Origin of the sequence: Massilia polaris (assembly GCF_012927275.1) — a bacterium.
Classification (GTDB): Bacteria; Pseudomonadota; Gammaproteobacteria; order Burkholderiales; family Burkholderiaceae_D; genus Telluria_A; species Telluria_A polaris.
Genome location: NZ_JABBGG010000004.1, coordinates 269,981 through 295,230 on the forward strand (window position 1 = coordinate 269,981; position 25,250 = coordinate 295,230).

A 25,250-nucleotide genomic window follows, 5' to 3' on the forward strand; every position below is an offset into this window, starting at 1 on the left:
CCCACTACTCCCTGCCGCCTATGAAGATCCTCGAAACAGAACGACTGCGCCTGCGCACGCTGGACCAGGACGACGCCGTGTTCTATCTCGCGCTGGTAAACACCCCCGGCTTTATTGAATTTATCGGCGACCGCGGCATCCGCACCGTCGAAGCGGCAGCCCAGGCGATCGCCGAAGGCCCGATGGCGATGCAGGCGAAGCTTGGCCATTCGATCTACCTGGTCGAGCGCAAGGACAGCGGCGAGCCGGTCGGCATGAGCGGCCTGATCAAGCGCGACACCCTCGACCATGTCGACATCGGCTACGCCTTTCTTCCAGAGCACGGCGGCAAAGGCTATGCCGGCGAGGCCGCGCGGGCGGTGCTGGAGCACGCGCGCAGCGATATCGGACTGGAGCGCCTGCTGGCGATCACCTCGCCCGGCAACGCGGCCTCGATCGGGTTGCTGGAAAAACTCGGGCTGCGCCTGGAAAAGGTCGTGCACCTGACCCCGGAAGATACCGGTACCAATCTCTATTCCTTGATCTTTACGGCCGAACGACCCACCTAGTTCGCCTTCATCATTCGCACCCCGTATATATCGAAGCTGTTCGACGGCCCTTCCGTGCCACCCGCCGCACTGAAGGTGCTGTTGCTATCCAGGTAGCTCATGTTGTAGAAGTCGCTGAGCTCGAGCCGGTACGTTCCCGCTGGCAGGTGCGCTTCGAGCGGCGTCGAGTACACCAGCGGCGTGTTTTCCTTCTCGACGCGCGCGTGCGGCAGCTGGACCACGCCCTGCGCCACCGTGCGTCCCGCCGCATCCTTCACCGCCAGCCACTTCACGCCGCCGCTGATTCCCAGGTTGATCTGGTTGGCCGCGTTGTGATACTGGACCTGCACGCGGTAATGCCCGGCGCTGTTGACCTTCACCGCGTCGACGGTGAAGCGGTCGCCTGGCATGCCCCATCCCTTGACGTGCGGAGCGGCGAAGCGCGCGTTCGGCCCCTGCACGCCCACGTTCGACTTCACCCTGGCATCCGCAACAGGAATGTGCAGTCCGGCGTCGACGCAGCGCGGCGGGCTGTGATGGCTGCGGTTGCCCGATTTTTCAAACTGGGCCTCCACTGCGTAGCAGCTGCCCGGGGCGGCATTCACGTCGCGCCATGTTCCCGCCGCCAGGTTCGCCGCCACCAGCTTGCCGTCGCGGTAGATGTTGTATACGGTGCCGGCGGCGTTGCCGCCAGCGCCGATGCCGAGCGCCACCGTGGCGTCCTGGCCGCGCGTGATATGCGCGACGGCCGGTTCACGCGGACCGAAGACCTCCGGCGATTCCGCATACGGGTCCGCACTGACGCGGCGGATCGCCTGCTCGCCGGCGCGCAACGCGCCAAGCGTGACGGTAATCGTATTCCCTGCCTTGAGCTGGGCCCAGCGGATCTGCTGCGATACTGGGGCGCCGTTCAGCATCACCGTAGCGACCTCGTAATAGCCGTCCGCTGGCGAAGCAGGCGGCAGCTCGACGCGTATATCGACCTGCTTGCCGCGCAGGCGCAGGCGCTGCAATGAAATCGCGTCGGCCTTGCCGAATGTCTCGCGCCGCAGTTTTGCGGTGATAAACGGGCGCACGCGCATGCCATCACCATCAAGCGACACGCCGAACACGTTTTCCACCACCATCCCGAGGTAGGCGCCGACAGACCACAGCTGGCGCCGTGAGTTGATCACCGGCCCGATCAGGGAAGGATTGGCTTCGTCAAGCAGCAGCGGCTGGCCGGAAAGCCATTCAAGGTTCTCCATGTTCGACAGGTTGACCGCGGCGCCGCGCATCAGCGTGTCGTACGCCGCGTCGGCCACACTCGCATTGCCTGCCATTGCGGCGGCCTTCAATCCATATGCCGTCACGAACGGCCACATCGCGCGGTTGTGATACACCGGCATTCCCTGCTGCTGCGGATAGATGACCGGCGCGCCCATCGGGCCGTGCGGATAGCGGGCCAGTATGCTGCGCGCCTTGGTGTCGTCGGCGATGCCAGTGACGATCGCCAGCGATTGTCCGAGCCAGTCGAATTTGTGCATTGGCGCGCCGTCGAAGTGGCCCGCCGTCAGGCTGCTGTACATGCCGGCGCCCGGAAGCCACAGGCGCGTGTTGATCGCCTTTTTCAGGTCGCGCGCCCAGCCGTTGTACTTTCGCGCGCGCGCATCATCGCCGTGTTCCGAGGCCAGTGACGCGGCGAGGGTCAATGCCTTGTAGTGGCCGACATTGGTGGACAGCGATTTCGAGCTTGCCATCGACGACAGGTCGTTGACGATCCAGGCCGCATAGCTCTGGTCGCGCCAGTCGAGGAAGGACTGTTCGCCGGTGTACAAGCCGGCAGCCTTGTCGAAGGCGGCGATGCGGTCGTTCTCGATTGTATTGGACAGGGCCTTGAGCGCGCGCGCCGCGAACGGCTTGCGTTCGGCCGCCGGCAGCGACTTGAGCGCCTCCTCGGCGCCGAAGGCCCAGGTAATGCGGTCGGTGCTGACCGGCCAGCTGCCGCCGCTGCCGGTGTCCTGGATGACCTGCAGGCCGTCTGCGCTGCCGGCGACCTGCGGCGCCTTGATGACGCCGGTGCGCAAGGATGACAGCTTGAAGTCCAGCGAATTGCGGGTGCGCGCCGGGTCCAGCATCGCAAGCCCAAGGTCGGCTGCATACGACAGGTCGCGGGTCCACACGTAATGCCATTTCTCGCCGGTTTCGAAGCACTCGCACGGAATCGCCGCGCCGCCGTTGTAGTTGCCGTCCTTGATCTCGCTGACCGAATCCTGCTTCATCTCGGCCGCGGCCAGCGCGAACAGCGCGTCGAAAGCGAGGTTGCCGGTGCGGGCAACCGGCAGCCCTTCGGACTCGCTATAGACCGCGTACTGCGGCCCGGGATCGCGCAGCTGCATCGTGGTCGACTGGGCGTAGGTGCGCAATCGCGCTGCGGCGTCCTGGACCGAGAAGCGCACGGTTTCCTGCTTGCCGTCGAAAGTCGGGTATGCCACTACGGCTTGCTGCTGGTGGCCCTTGTGCGGGTCGATCGCGGCGACCGGCGGATTCGGCAGGCGCGTCACGCGCAGCATGGGCGCCTTCGGGTCGGAGGCGTCGACGCTGAATTTGTACGGCGCCGTGGTTTTGACGAACAGGTAGTCCTCGGGGCCGGCGCTGGTGTCCATCCGGTAGTCGGTATCGGTCGCCACCTTGACGCTGGCGTTCGGATCGATCACCCATTCCGCGCTCCAGTCCTTGCTGCCGACCTTGAAAGCGTGGTTGCCGGGGCTGATCAGGATATCGGCTTCATACACGCCCTTGCCCTTGTAGAGCATGGCGTTGTCGGTGCCCCAGCCATTGAAGGCGCCGCGGATGAACAGGTCTTTGCCCACCGGCCCCTCGGCGGCCATGGCGCAGCCGCAGGCGAGGAGGGCGGCAAGAATCCAGCGCGATGCATTGGTCATGGCGATGTCCTCAGATCTCGAGGATGACGGCGGTTTTGGCCGGCAGCGTGAGGGCGGTGTCGAGCGCATAGCTCTTGCCGGTGATGACGTCGACGCCAGACTTCACGCCCTTGAGCATCTCATTGAAGCGCGCGGTCGGCAGCACGGCGTCCTTCGCGCCCTTGTTCAGCGCCACCATGACCTTCTTCTGGCCGTCATAGCGGAAGTAGACGTAGGTGCCGTGCTCCGCGCCGAAGTGCATGGTCTTCCCGTGATGGATGACCGGCTGCGACTTGCGCCAGTTGACCAGCTTTTTGACGAATGCCTGCGCCTCGCGCTGCGGCGAAGTCAGGCCTTCGCCGGTAAAGGCATTGACCTTGTCGCCGGCCCAGCCGCCCGGGAAATCTTCGCGGTAGCTGGCGTCGTTGCGCGCGCCGGTGGCGCTGGTCATCAGCACCTCGGACCCGTAATAGAACTGCGGGATGCGCGGCATCGTCATCACGAACGCGAGATTGATCTTGTACAGGCCGAGGTCTTCGCCGACTACGCTGAACAGGCGCGAGATGTCGTGGTTGCCTTCGAACAGGACCAGGCTGCCGGCGTCCGGATACAGGTAATCCTGCGACAGCGTTTCATATACGTCGGTGAAGCCGGTGTCCTTGCTGGCCAGCGCGCTGCGCATCGCTTCGGCCATCGGGAAGTCCATCAGGCTTGGCAGGGAGCTGGTGTAGCCGTCGAAGTTGACCTTGCCCTTCTGCCAGCGCGACACCACCGCCGGCGACTTGTGCCATTCCTCGCCGACCATGTTCAGCTGCGGGTACTCGGCCATCAGGCGGCGCGTATATTCGGTCAGGAAGGCGCTGTCGGAGTAGCCGTAGGTGTCGATGCGAAGGCCCGACAGGCCGGCGTATTCGATCCACCAGATATTGTTCTGGATGAGGTAATTGGCGACCAGCGGATTGGTCTGGTTCATGTCGGGCATCCCGTCGGAGAACCAGCCGGTGGTGAAATTGGCGCCGTCCTCTTTCGATGCGTACGGATCCTGGACAGCGACGCGATGATGCATGGTCGGGACGAATTTGCCGCCATGGTTGGTCCAGTCGGGCGTCGGCATATCCTTCATCCACCAGTGGCCAAGGCCGATATGCGACAGCACGACGTCCTGGATCATGCCGATGCCTTTTTTGCGCGCCTCCTGCGTCAGCTTGCGGTAATCCTCGTTGGTGCCGTAGCGCGCGTCGACCTTGTAATGATCGGTGGCCGCGTAGCCGTGGTACGAGTAGGCCGGCATGTCGTTCTCGACGAGCGGGGTCGGCCAGATCTGCGTGAAGCCCATGCCGGCGATGTAATCGAGGCTGTTCAGGACTCCCTTCAGGTCGCCGCCGTGGCGCCCGCCGCCATTGGCGCGATTGAGCTTGTCGGCCATCGGTGTCAAGCTGTCGTTGGACGGGTCGCCGTTGGCGAAGCGGTCAGGCATGATCTGGTAGATCGCGTCGGTGCTGTTGAAGCCTGCGCGCGCGGCCGATCCTTTTTCGCGCGCCAGCAGCTGGTAGCCGTACCTGACGGTGTCGGCGCCGTCCTTGAACGTGATGTCGAATTTGCCGGGCGCCGTGGCCGGGTCGATGACCAGGTCGACGAACAGGTAGTTCTTGTTGGCGACGCGGGTGACCGATGCGATGCGCACGCCAGGGTAGCTGATTGCCGGTTCGAGGTTCGCGATCTGCTTACCGTGCACCATCAGCTGCACCTTCTTCTCCTGCATGCCGGCCCACCAGAACGGCGGCTCCATGTGATCGATGCGGTAGTCCTTCGCAGCGGCGAGGCCGGGTACCATGAATGCGCTTGCAGCCAGCAGGGAAAGGGTAATGCACTTCATCGCGTTCTCCGTCGATTAGTTGATTCGTCGTTCAGTGGTTGGGTCGAAGAGTACCGCCTTCGACAGGTCGAAGGCCAGCACAATCGGCTTGCCGGGCATGGCGCCGGCGCGGGGGTGGGTGCGGCAGGTAATGCGTGCGCCGTTGACGTGCGCAAAGGCCAGCGTATCGGGCCCGGTCGGCTCGATCATCTCGATCGTTACCTGGACTTCGCCCGGCAGGTGGGTTCCGGCACGTGCGCCGCCTGCGTCGGTAATGTGCTCGGGGCGTATGCCGAGCACCACCTCGCGCCCGCCGGCCACTCCCGCCAGGTGGGACGGCAGCGGCAGCATCGTCGTCGCGCCGCCGTGCTCGATGGCGAAGGCGCCGTCGCCGATCCGGCCGCGCAGGAAGTTCATCGATGGCGATCCGATGAAGCCGGCGACGAACAGGTTAGCGGGATCGTCGTAGATCTCCTGCGGGCTGCCGAACTGCTGCACCACGCCGTCCTTCATCACGGCAATCTTGTCCCCAAGCGTCATGGCTTCGACCTGGTCGTGCGTGACGTACACGGTGGTGGTGCCGAGGCGCTGGTGCAGCAGCTTGATTTCGGCGCGCATCTCCACGCGCAGCTTGGCGTCGAGGTTCGACAGCGGCTCGTCGAACAGGAACAGGGCAGGGTTGCGCGCGATCGCGCGGCCCATCGCGACGCGCTGGCGCTGGCCGCCCGACAGCATCGCCGGCTTGCGGTCCAGCAGGTGGGTGATCTGCAGCGTCTCGGCCACGCGCGCCACCGTTTGCGCCTGCTCGGCCTTCGGCACTTTGCGCAGGCCCAGGCCAAACGAAATGTTCTCGCGCACCGTCATGGTTGGATACAGCGCATACGACTGGAACACCATCGCGATGTCGCGGTCCTTCGGCGCCACGTCGTTGACCACGCGCTCGCCGATGCGGATCACGCCGTCGGTGACCGGCTCGAGGCCGGCGATCATGTTAAGCAAGGTCGACTTGCCGCAGCCGGAGCCGCCGACCAGGATCAGGAACTCGCCATCGGCGACTTCGATGTCGATGCCTTTCAGGATGTCGGCGCCATTGGGGTAGACCTTGCGCACGTTTTGAATCGATAAACTCGCCACTCTCTTATCTCCTTAACCCTTGACCGCGCCCGCGGTCAGCCCGCGCACGAAGTATTTGCCCGCCACCAGGTACAGGGCGAGCGTCGGCAGCGCGGCGATAATCGCGGCGGCCATGTCGACGTTGTATTCCTTGACGCCGGTCGATGTGTTGACCAGGTTGTTCAATGCGACCGTGACCGGTTGCGCATCCGAGCCGCCGAACACCACGCCGAACAGGAAGTCGTTCCAGATCTGGGTGAACTGCCAGATGAAGCAGACCATGAAGATCGGCAGCGACAACGGCAGGATGATCCGCCGGTAGATCGTGAAGAACCCGGCGCCGTCGATGCGCGCTGCCTTGACCAGTTCTTCCGGCACTGTGACATAGTAATTGCGGAAGAAGAGGGTGGTGAAGGCGAGGCCGTAGATGATGTGGACGAACACCAGGCCAGGGGTGGTGTTGGCCAGTTCCGCCATGCCGAGCAGGCGCGCCATCGGCAGGATGACCACCTGGAAGGGGATGAAGCAGCCGACCATCAGCGCGGTGAACAGCACTTCGGAACCGCGGAAGCGCCAGTGCGCCAGCACGTAGCCATTGACGGAACCGATGGCAGTGGAGATGAGCACTGCCGGAACCGCCATCGATATCGAGTTCCAGAAGTAGGGCGCCAGCCCGCTGCATTCGGCGCCGGTGCAGGCGCTGCTCCAGGCCTTTGCCCATGCGGCCGTGGTCGGGGAAAGCGGAAGGTCGAGCAGGTCGCCGGCGCGGATCTGGTCGAGCGTCTTGAACGACGTGGCCAGCATGACGTACAACGGCAGCAGGTAGTACAGCGCGCACACGGCGAGAAGCAGGTAGACCGCGGCGCGGCCAGGCGACAGTCTAGCGGCCATGGCGGGTCCCCTTCGTTTCGAGGTACATCATCGGCACCAGCACGGCGAGGACGGTGGCCAGCATCATCATGGCCGACGCCGCGCCGAGCGCGAGCTGGCCGCGCGAAAACGCGTACTGGTACATGAATACGGCCGGCACGGTGGTCGAGGTGCCGGGGCCGCCCGCGGTCAGCGCCATGACGAGGTCGAAGCTTTTGATGGCGATATGGGCGAGGATCAGCAAGGCGCTGAAGAACACAGGGCGCAGCGAGGGGATGACGATCCGGCGGTAGATGGCAGGCAGGCTCGCGCCATCGACCTGCGCCGCCTTGATGATGCTGTCGTCGACGCCGCGCAAGCCTGCCAGGAACAGCGCCATCACAAAGCCGGACGACTGCCACACGCCCGCGATGACGACGGTGTAGATTGCCATGTCCGGATCGATCAGCCAGTCGAAGGTGAAGTTTTCGAAGCCCCAGCCGCGCACCATTTTCTCAAGGCCCAGGCCCGGGTTGAGGATCCACTTCCAGGCGGCGCCGGTCACGATGAACGACAAGGCCATCGGATACAGGTAGACGGCGCGCAGCGCGCCTTCGAGGCGGATTTTCTGGTCGAGGAAGATGGCCAGCAGCAGCCCGATCGCCAGGCATGCGGCGATGAACAACAGGCCGAACACACCGAGGTTGGCGGCGGCGACCCACCAGCGGTCAAGGTCGAACAGCTCGATGTATTTGCCGAAGCCCGCGTACTCGTAGTTCGGCATCATGCGCGAGGCGGTCAGCGACAGGTAGCCGGTCAGCGCGATGAAGCCGTATACAAATACCAGCGACGCGATGACGGTCGGCGCAAGCACGATTCTTGGCAGCCAGCGGTCGGCGAATGCAGATAATCGCAATCAATTTCTCCAAATTCGGGGTCCGTCCCCGGGGACAGACCCCGGGGACGGACCGCGTCACGCGGACCCCGAAGTTGAAGTTGCACCACGCGGCGCGGGAAAATGCTTATTTGGTGCGCGCGGCTTTGGCGAGCGCGGCCACGGCATCCTTCGAGCTCATGGTCGAATTCATGAAGCGCGCGATCACGTCCATGATCGCGCCTTGTGCCGCGGAACCAACCGCCATGTTGTGCGCCAGGCTCGGAACGAAACTGCCTGCCTTGCTGCTGGCGTCCATGTCGGCCATCGATCGCTGGGCGCAGCTGTCGAAACGGGTCTTCGGCACGCCTGCCCTCACCGGGATCGATCCCTTGTTCAGGCTGAATACTTCCTGGAACTGCGGGCTCATGATGGCGCTGGCCAGCACTTGCTGGGATTTCTGGTCGTCCGCGCCGGGCTTCTGGAACATCAGCATCGAGTCGATGTTGAAGGTGTAGGCCGCAGCTGTGCCCGGCGCCGGCAGGCACAGGAAGTCGGCGCCGGCCTGCTTGCCGGCGGCGGTGAATTCGCCCTTGGCCCAGTCGCCCATGAATTGCATGCCGGCTTTGCCGTTGATGATCATCGCAGTGGCGAGGTTCCAGTCGCGTCCGGCGCTGTCGCGGTCGATGTAGGTCTTGATGCGCGCCAGCGTGTCGAAGGTCTTGATCATCACCGGGCCGGTCAGCGCCGCCGGGTCGAGCTGCACCAGCGCCTGCTTATAGAAGCCGGCGCCGCCGACGCCAAGCGCGACCGATTCGAACAGCGTGGCGTCTTGCCAGGGCTGGCCGCCATGCGCGACCGCGATCATGCCTGCGGCCTTGATCTTGTCGGCGGCGGCGAAGAATTCGTCGAGGGTGGCGGGCGCGGTGGCGCCGGCTTTCTTCAGCACCGCAGGATTGACCCACAGCCAATTGACGCGGTGAACGTTCACCGGGGCCGCGACATAGCTGCCCTTGTATTTCATGATGGATGCGACGGCGGGCGGGAGCAGGGCGTCCCACTTTTCGCTCCTTGCGACCGCGTCGATGTTTGCCAGCACACCTTCCTGTCCCCATTCCTGGATCGCCGGACCCTTGACCTGGGCAGCGGTCGGCGCGCCGCCCGACATCACGCGGGCTTTCAGCGCGGTGGCGGCGTTTTCACCGGCGCCGCCGGCAACCGCGAAGTCCTTCCAGTTGACGCCGCGCGCAGCCAGTGTCTTCTTCAGTTCGGCAATCGAGCGCGCCTCGCCGCCCGAGGTCCAGTAATGCAGGACTTCGACCTGTGCTGCTTGCGCGGCGCTGCTGGCGCCAAGCGCGGCGGCCGCCATCACGATGAGGGAGGTTAGGGGTAGATGGGTCATGTTGTCTCCATGGCGTATCGGTAACGGCTACACATCTTGTGGTGTTTGGCCGCTTCATTTATACGTTGGCGTAGTTCGACTACACCATTTTTTGTCATTTAAGCATACTACAGAATGAAAATCCCATCAATGAACCGGGCTAAAAGGCTGGACGGCAGGCCGTGAAGTCCGCTAGTTTTAGTACATCTGGTGCGATGGACTGCCGAGCAGGGCGTGATGGGGTCCAAATCTCCCGTGTAAACATCGCCGCCCGAGAAAATTTTCGCACTGGAATGGTGCGTTGCGGCGATGAGGTAGTGCAAAAATGCATAAATGTAGTCGTACTACATCACGCGGACTTGATCTCTGTATCAGAAATACAACGCGTTCACCCTACAACTACGGGACTCCTCGGAAAAATGTGGCATTTTGGTAGTGCGATACAACTGTCGTTGACAGTGCATCTAGTTTTAGTACAAAATTATTATGAGCATGTTATGGATCCCGTAAATAAGCTGCCAAGAAACGGGAATTGTGTAGTACTGATGAACGAGGGGACAAATGAATAAATTAACAAACAAGGCTGGCCAGGTAGCATTCAGGCTGAGCCCAGTGGCAGCTGGTTGCGCCATTTTCGTTTCGGCAATGGCCACGTCGGCGTTTGCACAAGAGGCAGTTCCGGCAGTTCCGGCCGCTCCAGTCGTCGAGACCGCTGTTGAAGCGCCGTCGGTTGTGGTCGTTACCGGCATCCGCCAGGGTATCGAGGCCGCGATTTCGATCAAAAAGAACAACAGCTCGATCGTCGAGGCGATTTCCGCCGAAGACATCGGCAAACTGCCTGACTCGAGCGTGGCTGAATCGATCTCCCGCCTGCCAGGCGTGACCACCCAGCGCAGCCGCGCGTCGGGCAAAGCGGCCGGCGTCTCCGTGCGCGGCCTGTCGCCTGACTTCAACGGCACATTGCTGAACGGACGCGAAATGGCGTCGACCAGCAATTCGCGCAGCCCTGAATTCGATCTGTTCCCTTCAGAACTGATGGGTTCGGTACTGATCTACAAGACCCCGGACGCGTCCGTCATCGGCCAGGGCCTGGCCGCGACCATCGACCTGCGCACGGCGCAGCCGCTCGACTTCGGCAAGCGCGTGATCGCTATCAGCGCCAAGAAGAGCCGCCTCGGCGTCGACGTCGAAGGCGACCTGCCTGAAGGCGATGGCAAGCGCCTGACCTTCTCGTACATCGACCAGTTCGCCAACCGTACCATTGGCGTGGCCTTCGGCCTGACCAAGTACGAAGAAGAAGGCGGCGCACAAGCCAAGTTCAACTCGTGGGGCGGCTGGGCGCCGACCCTACCGTACAACGGCCAGCAAGTCGCACTGCCGGGCGGCTTCACCGCTGATACCGAAGTCAACACCCATAACCGCGACGGCGCTTTCGCCACGCTGCAATTCCGTCCGAACCGCAATTTCCGTTCGAGTATCGACCTGTTCTACTCGGCCGGCGACGACGGCTACAAGAAGACCGGCCTGGAAGGCGCGATCGGCGGCAACGCCAATGGCGCGTACGATCCTGCCGGCGTGCTGCAGAACGTCACCGTGGTCAACGGCGTCGCTGCCTCCGGCACGCTGACCAACTTCAAGGGCGTGGTGCGTAACCACATCGAGTCGTCCGAAGACGACCTGAAGTCGGTGGGCTGGAACACCGAATGGAAGGCCGGCGACTGGACCACCAACGCCGACCTGAGCTATTCGAAAGCGAAGAAGCAGAGCTCGCGTTACGAGACCACCGCAGGCTTGCCTGGCGACGCGACCGCCCTCGACACGATTTCGTGGACCGGTTTTAACGGCGGTAACTTTACCGACGTCGTCTACAAGACCGGCCTGAACTATGCAGACCGCAACGTCGCCAAGCTGACCGACGTCAACGGCTGGTCCGGTGGCGTCGCATCGCCGCAAGCCGGTTACTTGGCGCTGCCGCACGTTGAAGACACCATCAAGGCGATTCGCCTGACGGGCAAGCGTTCGATTGAGTTTGGTCCGGTTGAAGCCCTGCAGTTCGGCTACAACTACACGGTCCGCGACAAGGCGCGCACCGGCGAAGAGGGCCGCCTGGTCATCAAGGGCGGCAATCCGTACGGCACCGCTGCCGTGCCGGGCACCGACACCGTTATCGCCGGTACCACCGGCCTGCCGGTCGTGGCATGGAATCCGCTCGGTTCGCTGGGCACGATCTATGAACTGGCGCCGAAAGTCGACGCCGACATCCTGAACAAGTTCTGGGACGTCAAGGAAAAGGTCAACACCGCGTACGTCAAGGCTGACCTGGACGGTACGCTGGCCGGCTTGTCCTACCGTGGTAATGTAGGCGCCCAGATCGTCCACACCAACCAGACCGGCGGCGGTTACGCCGTCGACCTGGCCCGATGCACCGGCAACACCGCGGCGACTTGCCCGGCCAAGGCCGTGTCGGAAAGCTCCAGCTATAACGACGTGCTGCCAAGCGCCAACCTGACGTTCGACCTGAACAATGACCAGCTGCTGCGCGTGGGCGTGGCCAAGGTGCTGTCGCGCGCCAACCTGGATGACCTGCGCGCCAGCAGCAGCGTCTCGATCAACACCAGCGGTCCGTTCCCGCTGCTGACCGGTTCGGGCGGCAACCCGCAGCTCAAGCCGTTCCGCGCCAAGGCCTTCGACCTGTCGTATGAGAAGTATTTCGGCAAGAAGGGCTATGTCAGCGTGGCCGGCTTCTACAAGAAACTCGACACCTACATCCTGCGCGCGCCCCGTGCGTTCGACTTTGCCGGCGTCATCACGCCGAGCACCCCGCTGCCGCAGACCGGCCCTTACGCCGGCTCGACCGAGGGCCTGCTGACCCAGCCGGTCAACGGCGAAGGCGGCAGCATCCACGGCTTCGAAGTAGCGCTCAACGTGCCGTTCGAGCTGTTCACGCCTTACCTGGACGGTTTCGGCGCGCTGGTCAACCATTCGGACACCACGTCGAAGGTCACGCTGCCGTCGTTCGGCTTCGCCAACGTCAGCTTCCCGGCAATGGACATTCCGCTGCCAGGCCTGTCGAAGAAGGTCACCAACCTGCGCGTGTACTACGAGAAGGCTGGCTTCCAGATCGCTGCCGCAGCGCGCAAGCGTTCGGACTTCCTGGGCGTGGTATCGGACTTCCAGGACAACCAGCAGCTGACCTTCATCAAGGGTGAGACCATCGTCGACCTGCAGGCGTCGTACGAGTTCCAGACCGGCTACCTGAAGGGCCTGAGCATCTACGCACAGGCGATCAACTGGGGCAAGGAGCCATTCCAGGAGTTCACCGTGGACCGCAACTCGGTCACCAACAAGGTGGACACGGGCCGTACCTACTCGCTGGGCATGGGCTACAAGTTCTAAGCGACCGGTTTTAAGGTCTACAATGCAACCCCTGCCGGCTCGCGCCGCAGGGGTTGTTTTTTATCCGTCTAGGGGCAGGAATGCAGAACGAACCAATCAAGGACATCGTCATCGTCGGCGGCGGGACCGCCGGCTGGATGACCGCGGCGGCGCTGTCGACCGTGCTGAACGGCCGCTATAACATCCGCCTCGTCGAATCCGACGAGATCGGCATCGTGGGCGTGGGTGAAGCGACGATCCCGATGATCCAGCGCTTCAACCAGGTGGTCGGCATCAACGAGCAGGAGTTCATGCGCGAGACCCAGGGCACCTTCAAGCTCGGCGTCGAATTCGTCAACTGGGGCAAGCAGGGCGACCGCTACATGCACGGCTTCGGCCGCCTCGGCCAGGACCTGGCCACGGTGGCATTCGACCAGTACTGGCAGAAGATGCGCCGCCTCGGCAAGGCCGCGCCGCTGGAGCAGTATTCGATCACGCGCATGGCGGCCAAGGCCAACAAGTTCATGCCGCCGCGTCGCGACGTGGCCAATTCGCCGCTCAACGACATCGCCTACGCCTACCACTTCGACGCCAGCCTGTACGCGCGTTACCTGCGCAAGCTGTCGGAAGGGCGCGGCGTGCAGCGCATCGAAGGCAAGATCACGCGCGCCACGCAGCGCGAGCCGGACGGCTTCGTCGACGCCATCGAGCTTGAAAGCGGCGTGCGCGTCGAGGGCGACCTGTTCATCGACTGCTCGGGCTTCCGCGGGCTGCTGATCGAGCAGACTTTGACAACCGGCTTCGAGGACTGGAGCCACTGGCTGCCGGCCGACCGCGCGCTGGCCGTGCCATGCGAGTCGGTGCCGTCTTTGACCCCGTACACCCGCGCGACCGCGCACAAGGCGGGCTGGCAGTGGCGCATTCCGCTGCAGCACCGCATCGGCAACGGCCACGTATTCTGCAGCCGCTTCATCAGCGAAGATGAAGCCGCATCGACGCTGTTGTCGAACCTGGACGGCAAGGCGCTGGCCGAGCCGCGCCTGATCAAGTTCACGACCGGCATGCGCAAGCAGGCCTGGAACAAGAACGTGGTCGCGGTGGGCCTGGCCGGCGGCTTCCTCGAACCGATCGAATCGACCAGCATCCACCTGATCCAGACGGCGATCGCGCGCCTGATCGAGTTCTTCCCGGACCGCAGTTTCAACCCGGTCGACGTAACCGAGTACAACCGCCAGTCGCGCTTCGAATACGAGCGTGTGCGCGACTTCATCATCCTGCACTATCACCTCAACCAGCGCACCGATTCGGAGTACTGGACCGCATGCGCGAACATGGCCATCCCGGAAACGCTGCGCCAGAAGATGGCGATGTACCGTGCCCGTGGCCGTGTTGTGCGCGTCGATAACGAGTTGTTCTCGGAGGTCGGCTGGATCCAGGTGCTCGAAGGGCAGAACATGCCGGTCGACGCTTTCAGTCCGCTGGTCGACGTGCAGTCCGAGGCCGATATCCACGAGTACCTCGAAAGCGTGCGCAGCGTGATCGCGCAGTGCGTGGATGTGATGCCGGACCATGCGGAGTATGTGAAGAAGTTCTGCGCCGCAGCGAAGATGTGAAAACCGGCGGATTCGCCCCCTGGGCTTATCCGCCTGCGCAGTGTTGCATTAACCGGACCATCGGTGCGAATAGATTGCCGATAGGCACCGTTACGTCCAGTTTGCGCCCCGCCAAACCCTACAACAGAGTAAACTGGAGGTTTAGCACCATTTAGCGAGTACCTCCAATGTCCGACACCCCCCTTCCGTTGTTTTCCGACCTGAACCTTTCAGCCGCCGTCCTCAAGGTGATGAAAGAGGTTGGCTACGAAACGCCATCGCCGATCCAGGCCGCCACCATCCCGCTGCTGCTGGCCAATCGCGACGTGCTCGGACAGGCCCAGACCGGTACCGGTAAAACCGCTGCATTCGCGCTGCCGATCCTGTCGAACATCGACATCAAGCAGCAGTCGCCGCAAGCCCTGGTGCTGGCGCCGACCCGCGAACTGGCGATCCAGGTCGCCGAGGCGTTCCAGAAGTACGCCACCCACATCAAGGACTTCCACGTCCTGCCGATCTACGGCGGCCAGAGCTACGGCCCGCAGCTGTCGGCCTTGCGCCGCGGCGTGCACGTTGTCGTCGGCACCCCGGGCCGCGTCATCGACCACCTTGAAAAAGGTTCGCTCGACCTGTCCAAGCTGAAGACGCTGGTGCTGGACGAAGCCGACGAGATGCTGCGCATGGGCTTTATCGACGACGTCGAGCAGATCCTGCAGAAGACGCCGGCGACGCGCCAGACCGCGCTGTTCTCGGCGACGATGCCGGCGCCGATCAAGCGCATCGCCAAGACCTACCTGCGCGACCCGCAGGAAGTGACCGTCGCTGCCAAGACCGGCACCGCCGAAAACATCACCCAGCGCTACTGGCTGGTGAGCGGCATGCAGAAGCTTGAGGCGCTGACCCGCATCCTCGAAGCCGAGCCGTTCGACGGCATGATCGTCTTTGCGCGCACCAAGCTGGGTACCGAAGAACTGGCGACCAAGCTGCAGGCGCGCGGCTTCGCGGCCACTGCCATCAACGGCGACATGCAGCAGACGCAGCGCGAACGCACCATCGAGCAGCTTAAGCAGGGCAAGATCGACATCCTGGTGGCGACCGATGTTGCTGCGCGCGGCCTTGACGTTGAGCGCATCAGCCACGTGATCAACTACGATGTGCCGACGGACCCTGAAAGCTACACCCACCGCATCGGCCGTACCGGCCGCGCCGGCCGCAGCGGCGATGCGATCCTGTTCATCACGCCGCGCGAGCGCGGGCTGCTGAAGTCGATCGAGCGCGCCACGCGCCAGCCGGTGACCCTGATGACGCTGCCGACCATCAAGGCAGTCAACGACGTGCGTATCGCGAAGTTCAAGGACCAGATCGCGGAAACGCTGGCGTCGGGCGGCCTCGATGTATTCCGTTCGCTGATCGAAGAATACGAGAGCGAGCAGAACGTGCCTGCGATCGAGATCGCGGCCGCGCTGGCCAAGCTGGCGCGCGGCGATATCCCGCTGCTGCTGGAAAAGCAGGACCGCGAGGCGAAGGCGCCGCCGGCATGGAAGGACGAGCAATCGTCGCCACGCGCACCGCGCTTCGACTCGCCGGCGGCTGCAGCGCCGTTCAAGCGTGACCGCGAACGTGTGGCTCGTCCGCAGGAAGAGGGCATGGGCAGCTTCCGTATCGAAGTCGGGCATTCGCATGGCGTCAAGCCGGGCAATATCGTGGGCGCGATCGCGAACGAAGCGGGTATCGAGTCGCGCAACATCGGCCGTATCGAAATCTACGACGACTACAGCACGCTCGACCTGCCTGCGGATCTGTCGCCGGACCTGATCGAGCACCTGAAGAAGGTGTGGGTAGCGGGCCAGCAGCTGAACATCACGCGCGACGGCGAAAAGCCTGCGGTGAAGAAGCCGTCCGGCCCGCGCAAGGAAGGCGGCCCGAAGCCGGGCGGTCCTAAGTTCAAGAAGCCGCACCGCAAGGGCCCGGACGCCGGGTAACAGGCCCGGCATTTTCCGCGGAGGCCATCCACGGCCCCGCGGGAGCCCAGCAGGTCCACGCAACAACCGGCGCACCGCTTGCCCTTCCAGGCAGGCGGTGCGTTTGCATTTTCGCTGCAAATTACTCACGCAGGCCTGATCCCGGCACAGGTCTGCGTCCTGCGCGATTCCCGATTGGTCTTTGGTACACTTATCCGCGCCCGCTGATTCAAATGCGGCACCCCGCCCTGGGTCAGAATTCAATCAGCAAGGTGGGGGTGCGGACAAAAACTTGGACTACTTGGAGGTAGTTCATGTACTCATACGAAGACCGCATTCGAGCAGTCCATCTTTATATAAAACTCGGGAAACGCATCAATGCGACCATTCGGCAGTTGGGTTACCCAACCAAGAACGCACTCAAGGCATGGCATCGGGAATACGAACATGGTCGCGATTTGCAGGTAGGCCGTGCACGCTCATTGCAGAAGTATTCTGACGAACAGAAGCATGCAGCAGTCGAGCATTACCTAAGCCGCGATCGCTGCATTGCTGGGGCCATTAAGGCACTTGGATACCCATGCCGTGATACGCTCAGAGCGTGGATTGCAGAACTTCACCCTGAAGTGCGAAATCACCTTGTTGGCAAGGCGGCAGGCGTACAACACTCCCCGGAGTTCAAGCAGGCGGCAGTCGTGGAGCTTTGCACCAGGCAGATAAGTGCCCAAGCAATTGCTCAAAAGCTGGCGGTTAGCAGGCCGACGTTGTACGAATGGAAAAATCAACTACTTGGTCGTGAGGCTCCCCCATCCATGAAACGCCAGAACGATTCACCGCCAGATTCAGAGCGGACGGAACTGCAACCTCCTGAAGCTGACCGCGCCCCAGATGACGGTGCTCGTGGGCGGCATGCGCGTGCTCGATGCGAACCACGGGCAATCGAAGCACGGCGTGTTCACCGACCGGCCGGGCACGTTGACCAACGACTTCTTCGTGAACCTGCTCGACATCGGCACGGCGTGGAGACCATCCGTCACGGAGAAGAATGTGTACGAGGGCAGCGATCGCGCTACGGGCAAGCCGAAGTGGACCGCGACCGCCGCTGATCTTGTCTTCGGCGCGCATTCTCAACTGCGCGCGCTGGCCGAAGTCTATGCGAGCGACGATTGGGAGGAGAAGTTCGTGCGCGACTTCGTGGCGGCGTGGAACAAGGTCATGAACCTTGATCGCTTCGACCTGCTCGCCGTGGGCAACGGTCGACGCGCGGTTGTAGCCGCGCTCTAAACCGACATCGCTGCAGCAAGCGCAGGCGCCCCCGAGGGTCGCCTGCGCCTCGTTGCTCGGACGCGTCGCTCAACATCACGTGAGGCGTGCCCATGGATCAAGACACCGCGAATCTGATTATTGCTGCCTCGAGATGTACACGGCGGCGCTGGTCGAACTGGCGCGCTGACCAGGGTCGAACGAAAGCAAGTCGGTGGCGGGTCAGGGCTTTGCGCTTGCCATCGAAGCGCTTTTCGGCGCAAACATCCACAGCACCGCTTCGCGGAACTCGCCGCTCCAGAATCCCTCGTTATGTTTGGCGCCCGGCACAACCTTGAACGTGAGGTTGTTCGCCGGATGCCCGGTCTTCGCCAGCAGCGCAGCCATGCGCTGCGCATCCGGCACCATCGATTCGCCTTCCTCGCCCCCCATCAGCATATACACGCGCGCGTCCTTCGGCACCTGTTTGGCCGCGACGAAGTCGTACACCGGCATCGCGGTCCAGTAGGCCGGCGAGAACACGCCCGCCTTGCTGAATACGTCCGGGTACTGGTTGATCGCGTAGTGCGAGATCAGGCCGCCCATCGAGCTGCCCATGACCGCAGTGTTGGCGCGGTCGGGCAGGGTGCGGTAATCCTTGTCGATCAGCGGCTTGACCACCTTGACGATAAAGTCCATGTACTGCTCGCCTTCGGCATTGCCGAAACGCGGGCTGCTCCACGCACTCAGTTCCGTCATGCGCCTGGCTTGGCCGTTGTCGATGCCGACCACGATCAGTTCCAGCTGGCCTGACTTCGACAACGCGTCCATCGTTTCGTCGACCTTCCACTCGCCCGCGTACGAGGTGGCGTTATCGAACAGGTTCTGCGCGTCGTGCATGTACAGCACCGGATAACGCTTGCCGGACGTCGCGTAACCGGGCGGGAGGTAGAGGCGGACCTGGCGCTTGCGCTCAAGGCCCGGCATGTCGAGTTCCGGCGCAAGCAGCTTGACGCCGGGGAGGGCGGTGGAAGCGCGTGCGGCCGGAGCGTTATCCGCGGCCATGGCCGAAACGGACAGCAGGGCGCCGGCGATCAGCGCCAGGAGTGGCTTGGTCAACGATTGCATAGTCAGTGCCTTCACAAGGTTTAATGGGACGCGGCCAGCGCCGGCGACGCGGCGCCAGCCTGCTGCGATTCACGCACGAACATCCACAGCACGCCCGACACCGCCAGGCACGCGCCGCAGATCACAAACAGGACGCCCTTGTCGGCCGAGCGGTTCAGCACGAAGCCGATCCCGGTCGACATCAGCTGGGGGATCACCACCGACAGGTTGAACAGTCCCATGAAGTAGCCCATGCGGCTCTTGTCGACCTTTTCGCTCATGATCGCAAACGGCAGGCTGACCACTGCGGCCCAGCCGATGCCGGCCAGGGCCATCATCAGGTACAGCATCGACGGCGAGCGCGCGACGAACGCGATGCCGAAATAGGCCAGCGCCATGATCGCGATGCAGGCCGCCTGCGTACGCACGCGGCCGAGTTTTGCCGCCAGCGGCGCAAGCACCAGTGCCGGCAGCACGAAGCCAACCACGTTCATCACCGCGAACGAGATCGCGATGACCTTGCCCGACTGCGCCGACGCTTCAGCCGCCGTCAGGCCGGCAGGTACGATGTGCTGCTGGATGAAGGCGATGATATAGACGAACATCGCCTGCACGCCGATCCACGAGAAGCCATGGGCGAAGTAGATGCGCCACAGCTGGCCCCATTCGGTGCCGGTCGCCGCGACGGTTTCGCCTGGCGCCGCCAGCACGCGCGGCTCCTCGACAAAAAACATCGGCACGATCGAGAACGCGAACACGATCACCACGCCCACCGAGATCAGCGCGTAGTTGTCGATGAAGGCGCCGATCAGGTAGGCCATCACGCCCCAGAAGCCGGAGATGGTCTGCATCCACGTAAAACCGCGCGTGCGCGCTTCGCCGTCAGGGGTGACGTCCGCGATCAGCGAGCGGGTAGGGTTGAAACCGATGTTAATCGACAGGTCGAGGGTCAGCGCGATGATGACGGCGACCACCAGCAGGTTGCCGATGCCGAGCACCTCGCCGACCATGTCGATGCGCGGCAGCAGGAACACCATCAGCGCGGCGAGCGCGCCGCCGATCATGATGAAGGGCCGGCGCCGCCCGCCCCAGAACCACGTCTTGTCGCTGATGAAGCCGATGATCACCTGGCCGAGGATGCCGGCCAGCGGACCCGCAGCCCAGACGATGCCGATTTCATGGATCTCAAGCTTGTATTTGGTGCTCAGCAGCCAGCTCAGGGCGGAGATCTGGATGCACAAGGCGAAGCCCATCGCCGTTGACGGCAGGCCAATGATCGCGAAAAAGGAATTGCTCAGGCGTTTTTGCATATCAAGCATGGTTGTCCCCATCTACATTTTGTTATTTGACTACAAAACGAATATTTTTATTGTCATTCTCTGGTCATTCTACTGGAAGCAGATTGGATTGACACTTAGAAATCGCCATGTTATTTTGCTACAAATTATCGCCCTTCCGCCCGTCCACATTTCCCGCAGGACCGATACAAGCCCTGAGTTTCCAATGCATGATCGGATATCATGCAGCGGCGGGTATGGTGGCGGCGACAGCGACAGCGGCAAGCCGATCAAGGCGATTGAATCAAAGGCCCGGTACTGGGCAGGTCTTTTTGGGGACAACAAAATGAAGATGGAACTATCAACGCTCAAGCCGCGCCTGAGCTTCTGGCAGCTGTGGAACATGAGCTTCGGCTTCTTCGGCATCCAGTTCGGCTTCGCGCTGCAGAACGCGAACACCAGCCGCATATTCTCGACGCTTGGCGCCTCGCCTGACGACCTGCCGCTGTTCTGGCTCGCCGCGCCGGTGACCGGCCTGCTGGTGCAGCCGGTGATCGGCTACCTGAGCGACAATACCTGGCACCCGTACTGGGGCCGCCGCCGCCCGTTCTTCTTCCTCGGCGCGATCTTCGCGTCGATCGCGCTGTTCCTGATGCCTAACTCGACCAGCCTGTGGATGGCGGTTGCTGTCTTGTGGATGATGGACGCCGCGATCAACGTGTCGATGGAACCGTTCCGCGCTTTTGTGGGCGACAAGCTCGATACCAGCCAGCAGACGGCCGGCTTTGCGATGCAGACCTTCTTCATCGGCTGCGGCGCGGTCGTGGCCTCGCTGCTGCCGACCATTTTCTCCGACTACTTCGCGGTCAGTAACGTGCCGGTCGACGGCATGATCCCGGACACGGTGCGCTACTCGTTCTATATCGGCGCGCTGATCTACCTGCTGTCGGTGATGTGGACCGTATTCACGGCCAAGGAAGCGCCGCCTGAAGACCTGGCGCTGTTCCGCGCCGAGCGCAAGGCGTCCGGCGGCCTCTCCAACGCCATCACCGAAATCCTCGGCGGCTTCGCGAAGATGCCGAAGACGATGGTGCAGCTGGCGCTGGTCCAGTTCTTCACCTGGATCGCGCTGTTCGCGATGTGGATCTACACCGGCACCGCGGTCGCCGACAACGTCTGGGGCACCACCAATGCACAGTCGGCCGGCTACCAGGACGCGGGCAACTGGGTCGGCATCATGTTCGGCGTGTACAACGGCGTATCGGCACTGGCGGCCTTCATCCTGCCGATCTTCGCGCGCGCCACCAGCCGCAAGGTCGTGCACACTACCTGCCTCGTCATCGGCGGCCTGAGCCTCGCCAGCATCTTCATGATCACCGATAAGTACACGCTGATCTATCCGATGATCGGCGTCGGCATCGCATGGGCCAGCATCCTGACTATGCCGTACGCGATCCTGGCTGGCGCGCTGCCGGCCAAGCGCATGGGCTACTTCATGGGGTTGTTCAACTTCTTCGTCGTGATCCCGCAAATCGTCAGCGGCCTGCTGCTCGGATGGGTGACCACGCAGTTCCTGGGCGGGCACACCGTCAAGACGCTGATGCTGGGCGGCGCCTGCATGGTACTGGCCGGCATCCTGACGTTGTTCGTCACCGACAAGGCGCCTGCGGCAAAGTAAAACGCCTCAATCCATGCGCCCCCATTTTTCGTCCTGTCGTATCGTCTATCGACCATAAGACCGCACCGACAGGACGAAAAAAATGACCATCCATACAATCACGACAGCACCCTTTGCCGGGCAACGGCCCGGCACCTCGGGCCTGCGCAAGAAGGTGGCCGAGTTCCAGCAGCCCGGATACCTCGAAAACTTCGTGCAGGCCATCTTCAATACCCTTGTCGACTGCACCGGCCAGACCCTCGTCGTCGGCGGCGACGGCCGCTACTTCAATCGCCAGGCCATTCAGGTCATCCTGCGCATGGCGGCCGCGCACGGCATCGGCAAAGTGCTGGTCGGGCAGGGCGGCATCCTCTCGACTCCGGCGCTTAGCTGCGTGGTGCGCAAGCACGGCGCGTTCGGCGGCATCGTGCTCTCGGCCAGCCACAATCCCGGCGGCCCGCACGGCGACTTCGGCATCAAGTACAACACCAGCAATGGCGGCCCCGCGCCGGAGCGCATCACCGAAGCCATTTACAGCAATACCCTCGCTGTCGAAGCGTATGACATCAGCGACGAGGGCGAGGTCGACCTGGACCGGCCTGGCATCGTGCGCATCGAGCAGATGGAAGTCGAAGTGATCGACCCGGTTGCCGACTATGCGCAGCTGATGCAGGAGCTGTTCGATTTCGACGCCATCAGAACACTGTTCGCGAGCGGGTTCCGCATGTGCTTCGACGGCATGGGCGCGGTCTCCGGACCGTACGCGCGCACCATTATTGAAGGCATGCTCGGCGCGCCTGCCGGCACCGTTATCAACGGCATCCCGCTGGAAGACTTCGGCGGCCACCATCCCGACCCGAACCCCGTCAACGCAGCGGAACTGATCGCGCTGATGGCGGCGACGAACGCGCCTGATTTCGGCGCCGCCTCCGATGGCGACGCGGACCGCAACATGATCGTCGGCCGCGGCATCGCGGTGACGCCGTCGGACAGCCTTGCCATCATCGCGGCGAACGCGCGCGTGGCGCCGGGCTACCGCGTCGGCATCGTCGGCATCGCGCGCTCGATGCCGACGTCGACGGCGGCCGACCGGGTGGCGCTGGCGCTTGGGGTGCCATGCTACGAAACGCCGACCGGCTGGAAGTACTTCGGCAACCTGCTCGACGCAGGCATGGTTACCCTGTGCGGCGAAGAAAGCTACGGCACCGGTTCGGACCACATCCGCGAAAAGGACGGCGTCTGGGCCGTGCTGTTCTGGCTCAACCTGATCGCGGCGAGCGGCAAGCCGGTCGAGACGATCGTCCGCGATCACTGGGCGCGCTTCGGCCGCAACTACTATTCGCGCCACGACTACGAAGCGGTCGACGCGCTCGCCGCCACATCGATGATGACGCACCTGCGCGCAAAGCTTGCCAGCCTCGCCGGCAAACCGATCGGCAGCTACACAGTCGATTTTGCCGATGACTTTATCTACGCCGACCCGGTCGACCGGTCGGTCGCGTCGCACCAGGGTGTGCGCATCGTGATGACCGACGGATCGCGCATCGTGTTCCGCCTGTCGGGTACCGGCACCGAAGGCGCTACCGTGCGCCTGTACCTGGAGCGGTACGAAGTGGATTCCTCGAATCATGCGATACCTGCGCAGGAAGCGCTGGCGGAACTGGCCGCAATCGCCGACAGCGTAGCCGGACTGCGTGTACATACCGGCCGTGACGGGCCGACAGTCATCACCTGAACTCCAACCACAACAACCGGAACGATATCAATGAAAACTACCGCACTCGCCGTTTCCCTGGCACTGGCCGTCGGCACGCTGGCGCAGCCCGCCGCGGCCGCACCTTCGGGCAAGCCCTTCCTATGGGAGAACGCGACGGTATACTTCCTGTTGACGGACCGCTTCAACAACGCGAACAAGGCCAACGACCTGGCGTACGGCCGCAAGGCGGACGCCGCACCGATGCGCGGCTACATGGGCGGCGACCTGGCGGGCGTGACGAAAAAGATCGAGGAAGGCTATTTCACCAGGCTGGGCGTGAATGCCATCTGGATCACGCCGCCGGTCGAACAGATTCACGCCGGTACCGATGAAGGTACTGGAAAATCCTACGGCTTCCACGGCTACTGGGCCAGGGACTTCACCCAAGTCGACGCCAACCTTGGCACGGAAGCGGACGTCCGCAAGCTGGTCGACACCGCCCACGCACATGGCATCCGCGTGCTGCTCGACGTGGTCATGAATCACACCGGGCCGGTGACGGAGACCGATCCGGCATGGCCGGACGAATGGGTGCGCAGCGGGCCGACCTGCACGTACAAGGATGCGATCACGACGATCCGATGCACGCTTGTGAAGAACCTGCCCGACATCCGAACCGACAGCATCAACCCGGTCGCGCTGCCGCCGCAGCTGGTTGCGAAGTGGAAGAAGGAAGGGCGCTACGAACGTGAAGTGAAGGAACTGGACGAGTTCTTCGCCCGTACCGGCTACCCGCGCGCGCCGCGCTACTACCTGATGAAGTGGCACGCCGACTGGGTGCGCAAGTACGGCTTCGACGGCTTCCGCGGCGACACGGCGAAGCACACGGAGCCTCAGATCTGGCTCGAACTGAAGAAGGTCGCGAGCGAAGCGTATGAAGACTGGAAGCGCGCCAACCCGAAGAAGAAGCCAGGCGACGACAAGTTCTTCATGACGGCCGAGGTATACAACTACGCGATCGGACACGGGCGCAAGTTCGACATGGGCGGCGCGAACTACGTCGACTTCTTCTCGAACGGCTTCGACAACCTGATCAACTTCAGCTTCAAGGACGACGCGAAGCGGGGCTACGAAAAGGTGTTCTCGGCATACTCGGACCAAATCAACGGACCGCTCAAGGGCTACTCGGTATTGAACTACATGAGTTCCCATGACGACGGCCAGCCCTTCGACGCGCTGCGCACCAAGCCATACGAGACCGCCAACATGCTGCTGCTGGCGCCCGGCGCGGCGCAGGTCTACTACGGCGACGAGACCGCGCGCGTGCTGAAGCATGAAGGCGCGGAAGGCGACGCCAACCTGCGCACCTTCATGAACTGGAAAGACCTCGCGGCCAATGCGAAGCGCGACGGCTACCGCGTCGCGGATTTGCAGCGCCACTGGGCGCTGCTCGGCAAATTCCGCCAGGCGCATCCGGCGGTCGGCGCAGGCGTCCACAAGAAGCTCGCGGACGCGCCGTACACGTTCTCGCGCACGCTGGAGCGTGGCGACCTGCGCGACAAGGTTGTCGTTGCGCTGGACGTTGCGGGCGGCAAAGCGGCGCCGATTACGGTGGCGGGTGTCTTCAGCGACGGCGATACCGTGCGCGACTACTACTCCGGCAAGCGCGCTGTGGTGGCCGGCGGCAAGGTCCAGTTCGCGGCATCCAAAGGCGTCGTACTGATCGGCCAAGACTAAACGAGCGGCAACGAGGTTTCGATCCAGAAGTTTCGGGGTCCGTCCCCGGGGACGGACCCCGATGCTGAATTGCTTATTGTCCCCGGGGACGGACCCCGATGCTG

The 25,250-nt window shown here is 63.2% G+C and carries 15 protein-coding genes and 1 pseudogene; 8 read left to right on the forward strand and 8 right to left on the reverse strand.

Annotation, left to right across the window (positions count from 1 at the left end; translation table 11 throughout):
• Window positions 1-20 precede the first annotated feature (20 nt).
• Window positions 21-548 carry a GNAT family N-acetyltransferase gene (locus HHL21_RS09210; protein ID WP_169464971.1) on the forward strand — a complete coding sequence of 176 codons (528 nt, stop codon included), beginning with the start codon at window positions 21-23 and terminating at the stop codon, window positions 546-548.
• Here HHL21_RS09210 and HHL21_RS09215 read toward each other — a convergent pair.
• The 6 genes from HHL21_RS09215 to HHL21_RS09240 all read right to left on the reverse strand — a co-directional run bounded on the left by HHL21_RS09215 (window position 545) and on the right by HHL21_RS09240 (window position 9,523).
• Entirely contained in the window at window positions 545-3,451 is a 2,907-nt protein-coding gene (locus tag HHL21_RS09215; RefSeq protein WP_169464973.1) for an MGH1-like glycoside hydrolase domain-containing protein, read from the reverse strand. The genes HHL21_RS09210 and HHL21_RS09215 overlap by 4 nt on opposite strands.
• Window positions 3,452-3,461: 10 nt before the next feature.
• The gene (locus HHL21_RS09220) at window positions 3,462-5,306 is read right to left on the reverse strand and encodes a glycoside hydrolase family 13 protein (RefSeq protein WP_169464975.1); all 1,845 of its coding nucleotides are present in this window, start codon (window positions 5,304-5,306) and stop codon (window positions 3,462-3,464) included.
• Window positions 5,307-5,321: 15 nt separating this feature from the next.
• Window positions 5,322-6,419: an ABC transporter ATP-binding protein gene (locus HHL21_RS09225; protein WP_169464977.1), complete on the reverse strand. Its 1,098-nt coding sequence runs from the start codon at window positions 6,417-6,419 to the stop codon at window positions 5,322-5,324.
• Between the two features lie 12 nt (window positions 6,420-6,431).
• Window positions 6,432-7,289, reverse strand: coding sequence for a carbohydrate ABC transporter permease (locus tag HHL21_RS09230; protein WP_169464979.1), 858 nt, complete (start codon window positions 7,287-7,289; stop codon window positions 6,432-6,434).
• On the reverse strand, window positions 7,279-8,163 hold the full coding sequence (locus HHL21_RS09235; protein ID WP_169464981.1) for a carbohydrate ABC transporter permease: 885 nt from the start codon (window positions 8,161-8,163) through the stop codon (window positions 7,279-7,281). The genes HHL21_RS09230 and HHL21_RS09235 overlap by 11 nt, the downstream gene beginning before the upstream one ends.
• Before the next feature lie 106 nt (window positions 8,164-8,269).
• Window positions 8,270-9,523: an ABC transporter substrate-binding protein gene (locus HHL21_RS09240; protein ID WP_169464983.1), complete on the reverse strand. Its 1,254-nt coding sequence runs from the start codon at window positions 9,521-9,523 to the stop codon at window positions 8,270-8,272.
• Between the two features lie 540 nt (window positions 9,524-10,063).
• Between HHL21_RS09240 and HHL21_RS09245 the strand changes: the two genes are divergently transcribed.
• The 4 genes and pseudogenes from HHL21_RS09245 to HHL21_RS22140 form a co-directional block, all read left to right on the forward strand.
• Complete coding sequence (locus tag HHL21_RS09245) at window positions 10,064-12,898, forward strand: TonB-dependent receptor (protein ID WP_169464985.1); 2,835 nt, start codon at window positions 10,064-10,066, stop codon at window positions 12,896-12,898.
• Between the two features lie 80 nt (window positions 12,899-12,978).
• The gene (locus HHL21_RS09250) at window positions 12,979-14,490 is read left to right on the forward strand and encodes a tryptophan halogenase family protein (RefSeq protein ID WP_169464987.1); all 1,512 of its coding nucleotides are present in this window, start codon (window positions 12,979-12,981) and stop codon (window positions 14,488-14,490) included.
• A 167-nt stretch (window positions 14,491-14,657) separates the two neighbouring features.
• Entirely contained in the window at window positions 14,658-16,451 is a 1,794-nt protein-coding gene (locus tag HHL21_RS09255; protein WP_169464989.1) for a DEAD/DEAH box helicase, read from the forward strand.
• A gap of 293 nt (window positions 16,452-16,744) precedes the next feature.
• Window positions 16,745-17,669: pseudogene (locus HHL21_RS22140) on the forward strand (peroxidase family protein); the annotation flags it as partial.
• 246 nt (window positions 17,670-17,915) lie between these two features.
• Here the strand turns inward: HHL21_RS22140 and HHL21_RS09270 are convergent.
• Both HHL21_RS09270 and HHL21_RS09275 read right to left on the reverse strand, forming a co-directional pair.
• Entirely contained in the window at window positions 17,916-18,791 is an 876-nt protein-coding gene (locus tag HHL21_RS09270; RefSeq protein ID WP_229496247.1) for an alpha/beta hydrolase, read from the reverse strand.
• A gap of 29 nt (window positions 18,792-18,820) precedes the next feature.
• Complete coding sequence (locus tag HHL21_RS09275) at window positions 18,821-20,098, reverse strand: MFS transporter (protein WP_169464993.1); 1,278 nt, start codon at window positions 20,096-20,098, stop codon at window positions 18,821-18,823.
• A 310-nt stretch (window positions 20,099-20,408) separates the two neighbouring features.
• Here HHL21_RS09275 and HHL21_RS09280 point away from each other — a divergent pair, with 310 nt between their 5' ends.
• The 3 genes from HHL21_RS09280 (at window position 20,409) to HHL21_RS09290 (ending at window position 25,146) form a co-directional block, all read left to right on the forward strand.
• Window positions 20,409-21,734, forward strand: a complete 1,326-nt coding sequence (locus HHL21_RS09280; RefSeq protein WP_370659695.1) for an MFS transporter — start codon at window positions 20,409-20,411, stop codon at window positions 21,732-21,734.
• An 82-nt stretch (window positions 21,735-21,816) separates the two neighbouring features.
• Window positions 21,817-23,448, forward strand: coding sequence for an alpha-D-glucose phosphate-specific phosphoglucomutase (locus HHL21_RS09285; protein ID WP_169464997.1), 1,632 nt, complete (start codon window positions 21,817-21,819; stop codon window positions 23,446-23,448).
• Window positions 23,449-23,478: 30 nt separating this feature from the next.
• Complete coding sequence (locus HHL21_RS09290; RefSeq protein WP_169464999.1) at window positions 23,479-25,146, forward strand: alpha-amylase family glycosyl hydrolase; 1,668 nt, start codon at window positions 23,479-23,481, stop codon at window positions 25,144-25,146.
• The last annotated feature ends 104 nt before the right edge of the window (window positions 25,147-25,250 follow it).

Coding starts and splice junctions, on each gene's coding strand:
- HHL21_RS09210 (WP_169464971.1), top strand. CDS start 21: ATGAAGATCCTCGAAACAGAACGACTGCGCCTGCGCACGCTGGACCAG.
- HHL21_RS09215 (WP_169464973.1), bottom strand. CDS start 3,451: ATGACCAATGCATCGCGCTGGATTCTTGCCGCCCTCCTCGCCTGCGGC.
- HHL21_RS09220 (WP_169464975.1), bottom strand. CDS start 5,306: ATGAAGTGCATTACCCTTTCCCTGCTGGCTGCAAGCGCATTCATGGTA.
- HHL21_RS09230 (WP_169464979.1), bottom strand. CDS start 7,289: ATGGCCGCTAGACTGTCGCCTGGCCGCGCCGCGGTCTACCTGCTTCTC.
- HHL21_RS09240 (WP_169464983.1), bottom strand. CDS start 9,523: ATGACCCATCTACCCCTAACCTCCCTCATCGTGATGGCGGCCGCCGCG.
- HHL21_RS09245 (WP_169464985.1), top strand. CDS start 10,064: ATGAATAAATTAACAAACAAGGCTGGCCAGGTAGCATTCAGGCTGAGC.
- HHL21_RS09250 (WP_169464987.1), top strand. CDS start 12,979: ATGCAGAACGAACCAATCAAGGACATCGTCATCGTCGGCGGCGGGACC.
- HHL21_RS09255 (WP_169464989.1), top strand. CDS start 14,658: ATGTCCGACACCCCCCTTCCGTTGTTTTCCGACCTGAACCTTTCAGCC.
- HHL21_RS09275 (WP_169464993.1), bottom strand. CDS start 20,098: ATGCTTGATATGCAAAAACGCCTGAGCAATTCCTTTTTCGCGATCATT.
- HHL21_RS09280 (WP_370659695.1), top strand. CDS start 20,409: ATGGAACTATCAACGCTCAAGCCGCGCCTGAGCTTCTGGCAGCTGTGG.
- HHL21_RS09285 (WP_169464997.1), top strand. CDS start 21,817: ATGACCATCCATACAATCACGACAGCACCCTTTGCCGGGCAACGGCCC.
- HHL21_RS09290 (WP_169464999.1), top strand. CDS start 23,479: ATGAAAACTACCGCACTCGCCGTTTCCCTGGCACTGGCCGTCGGCACG.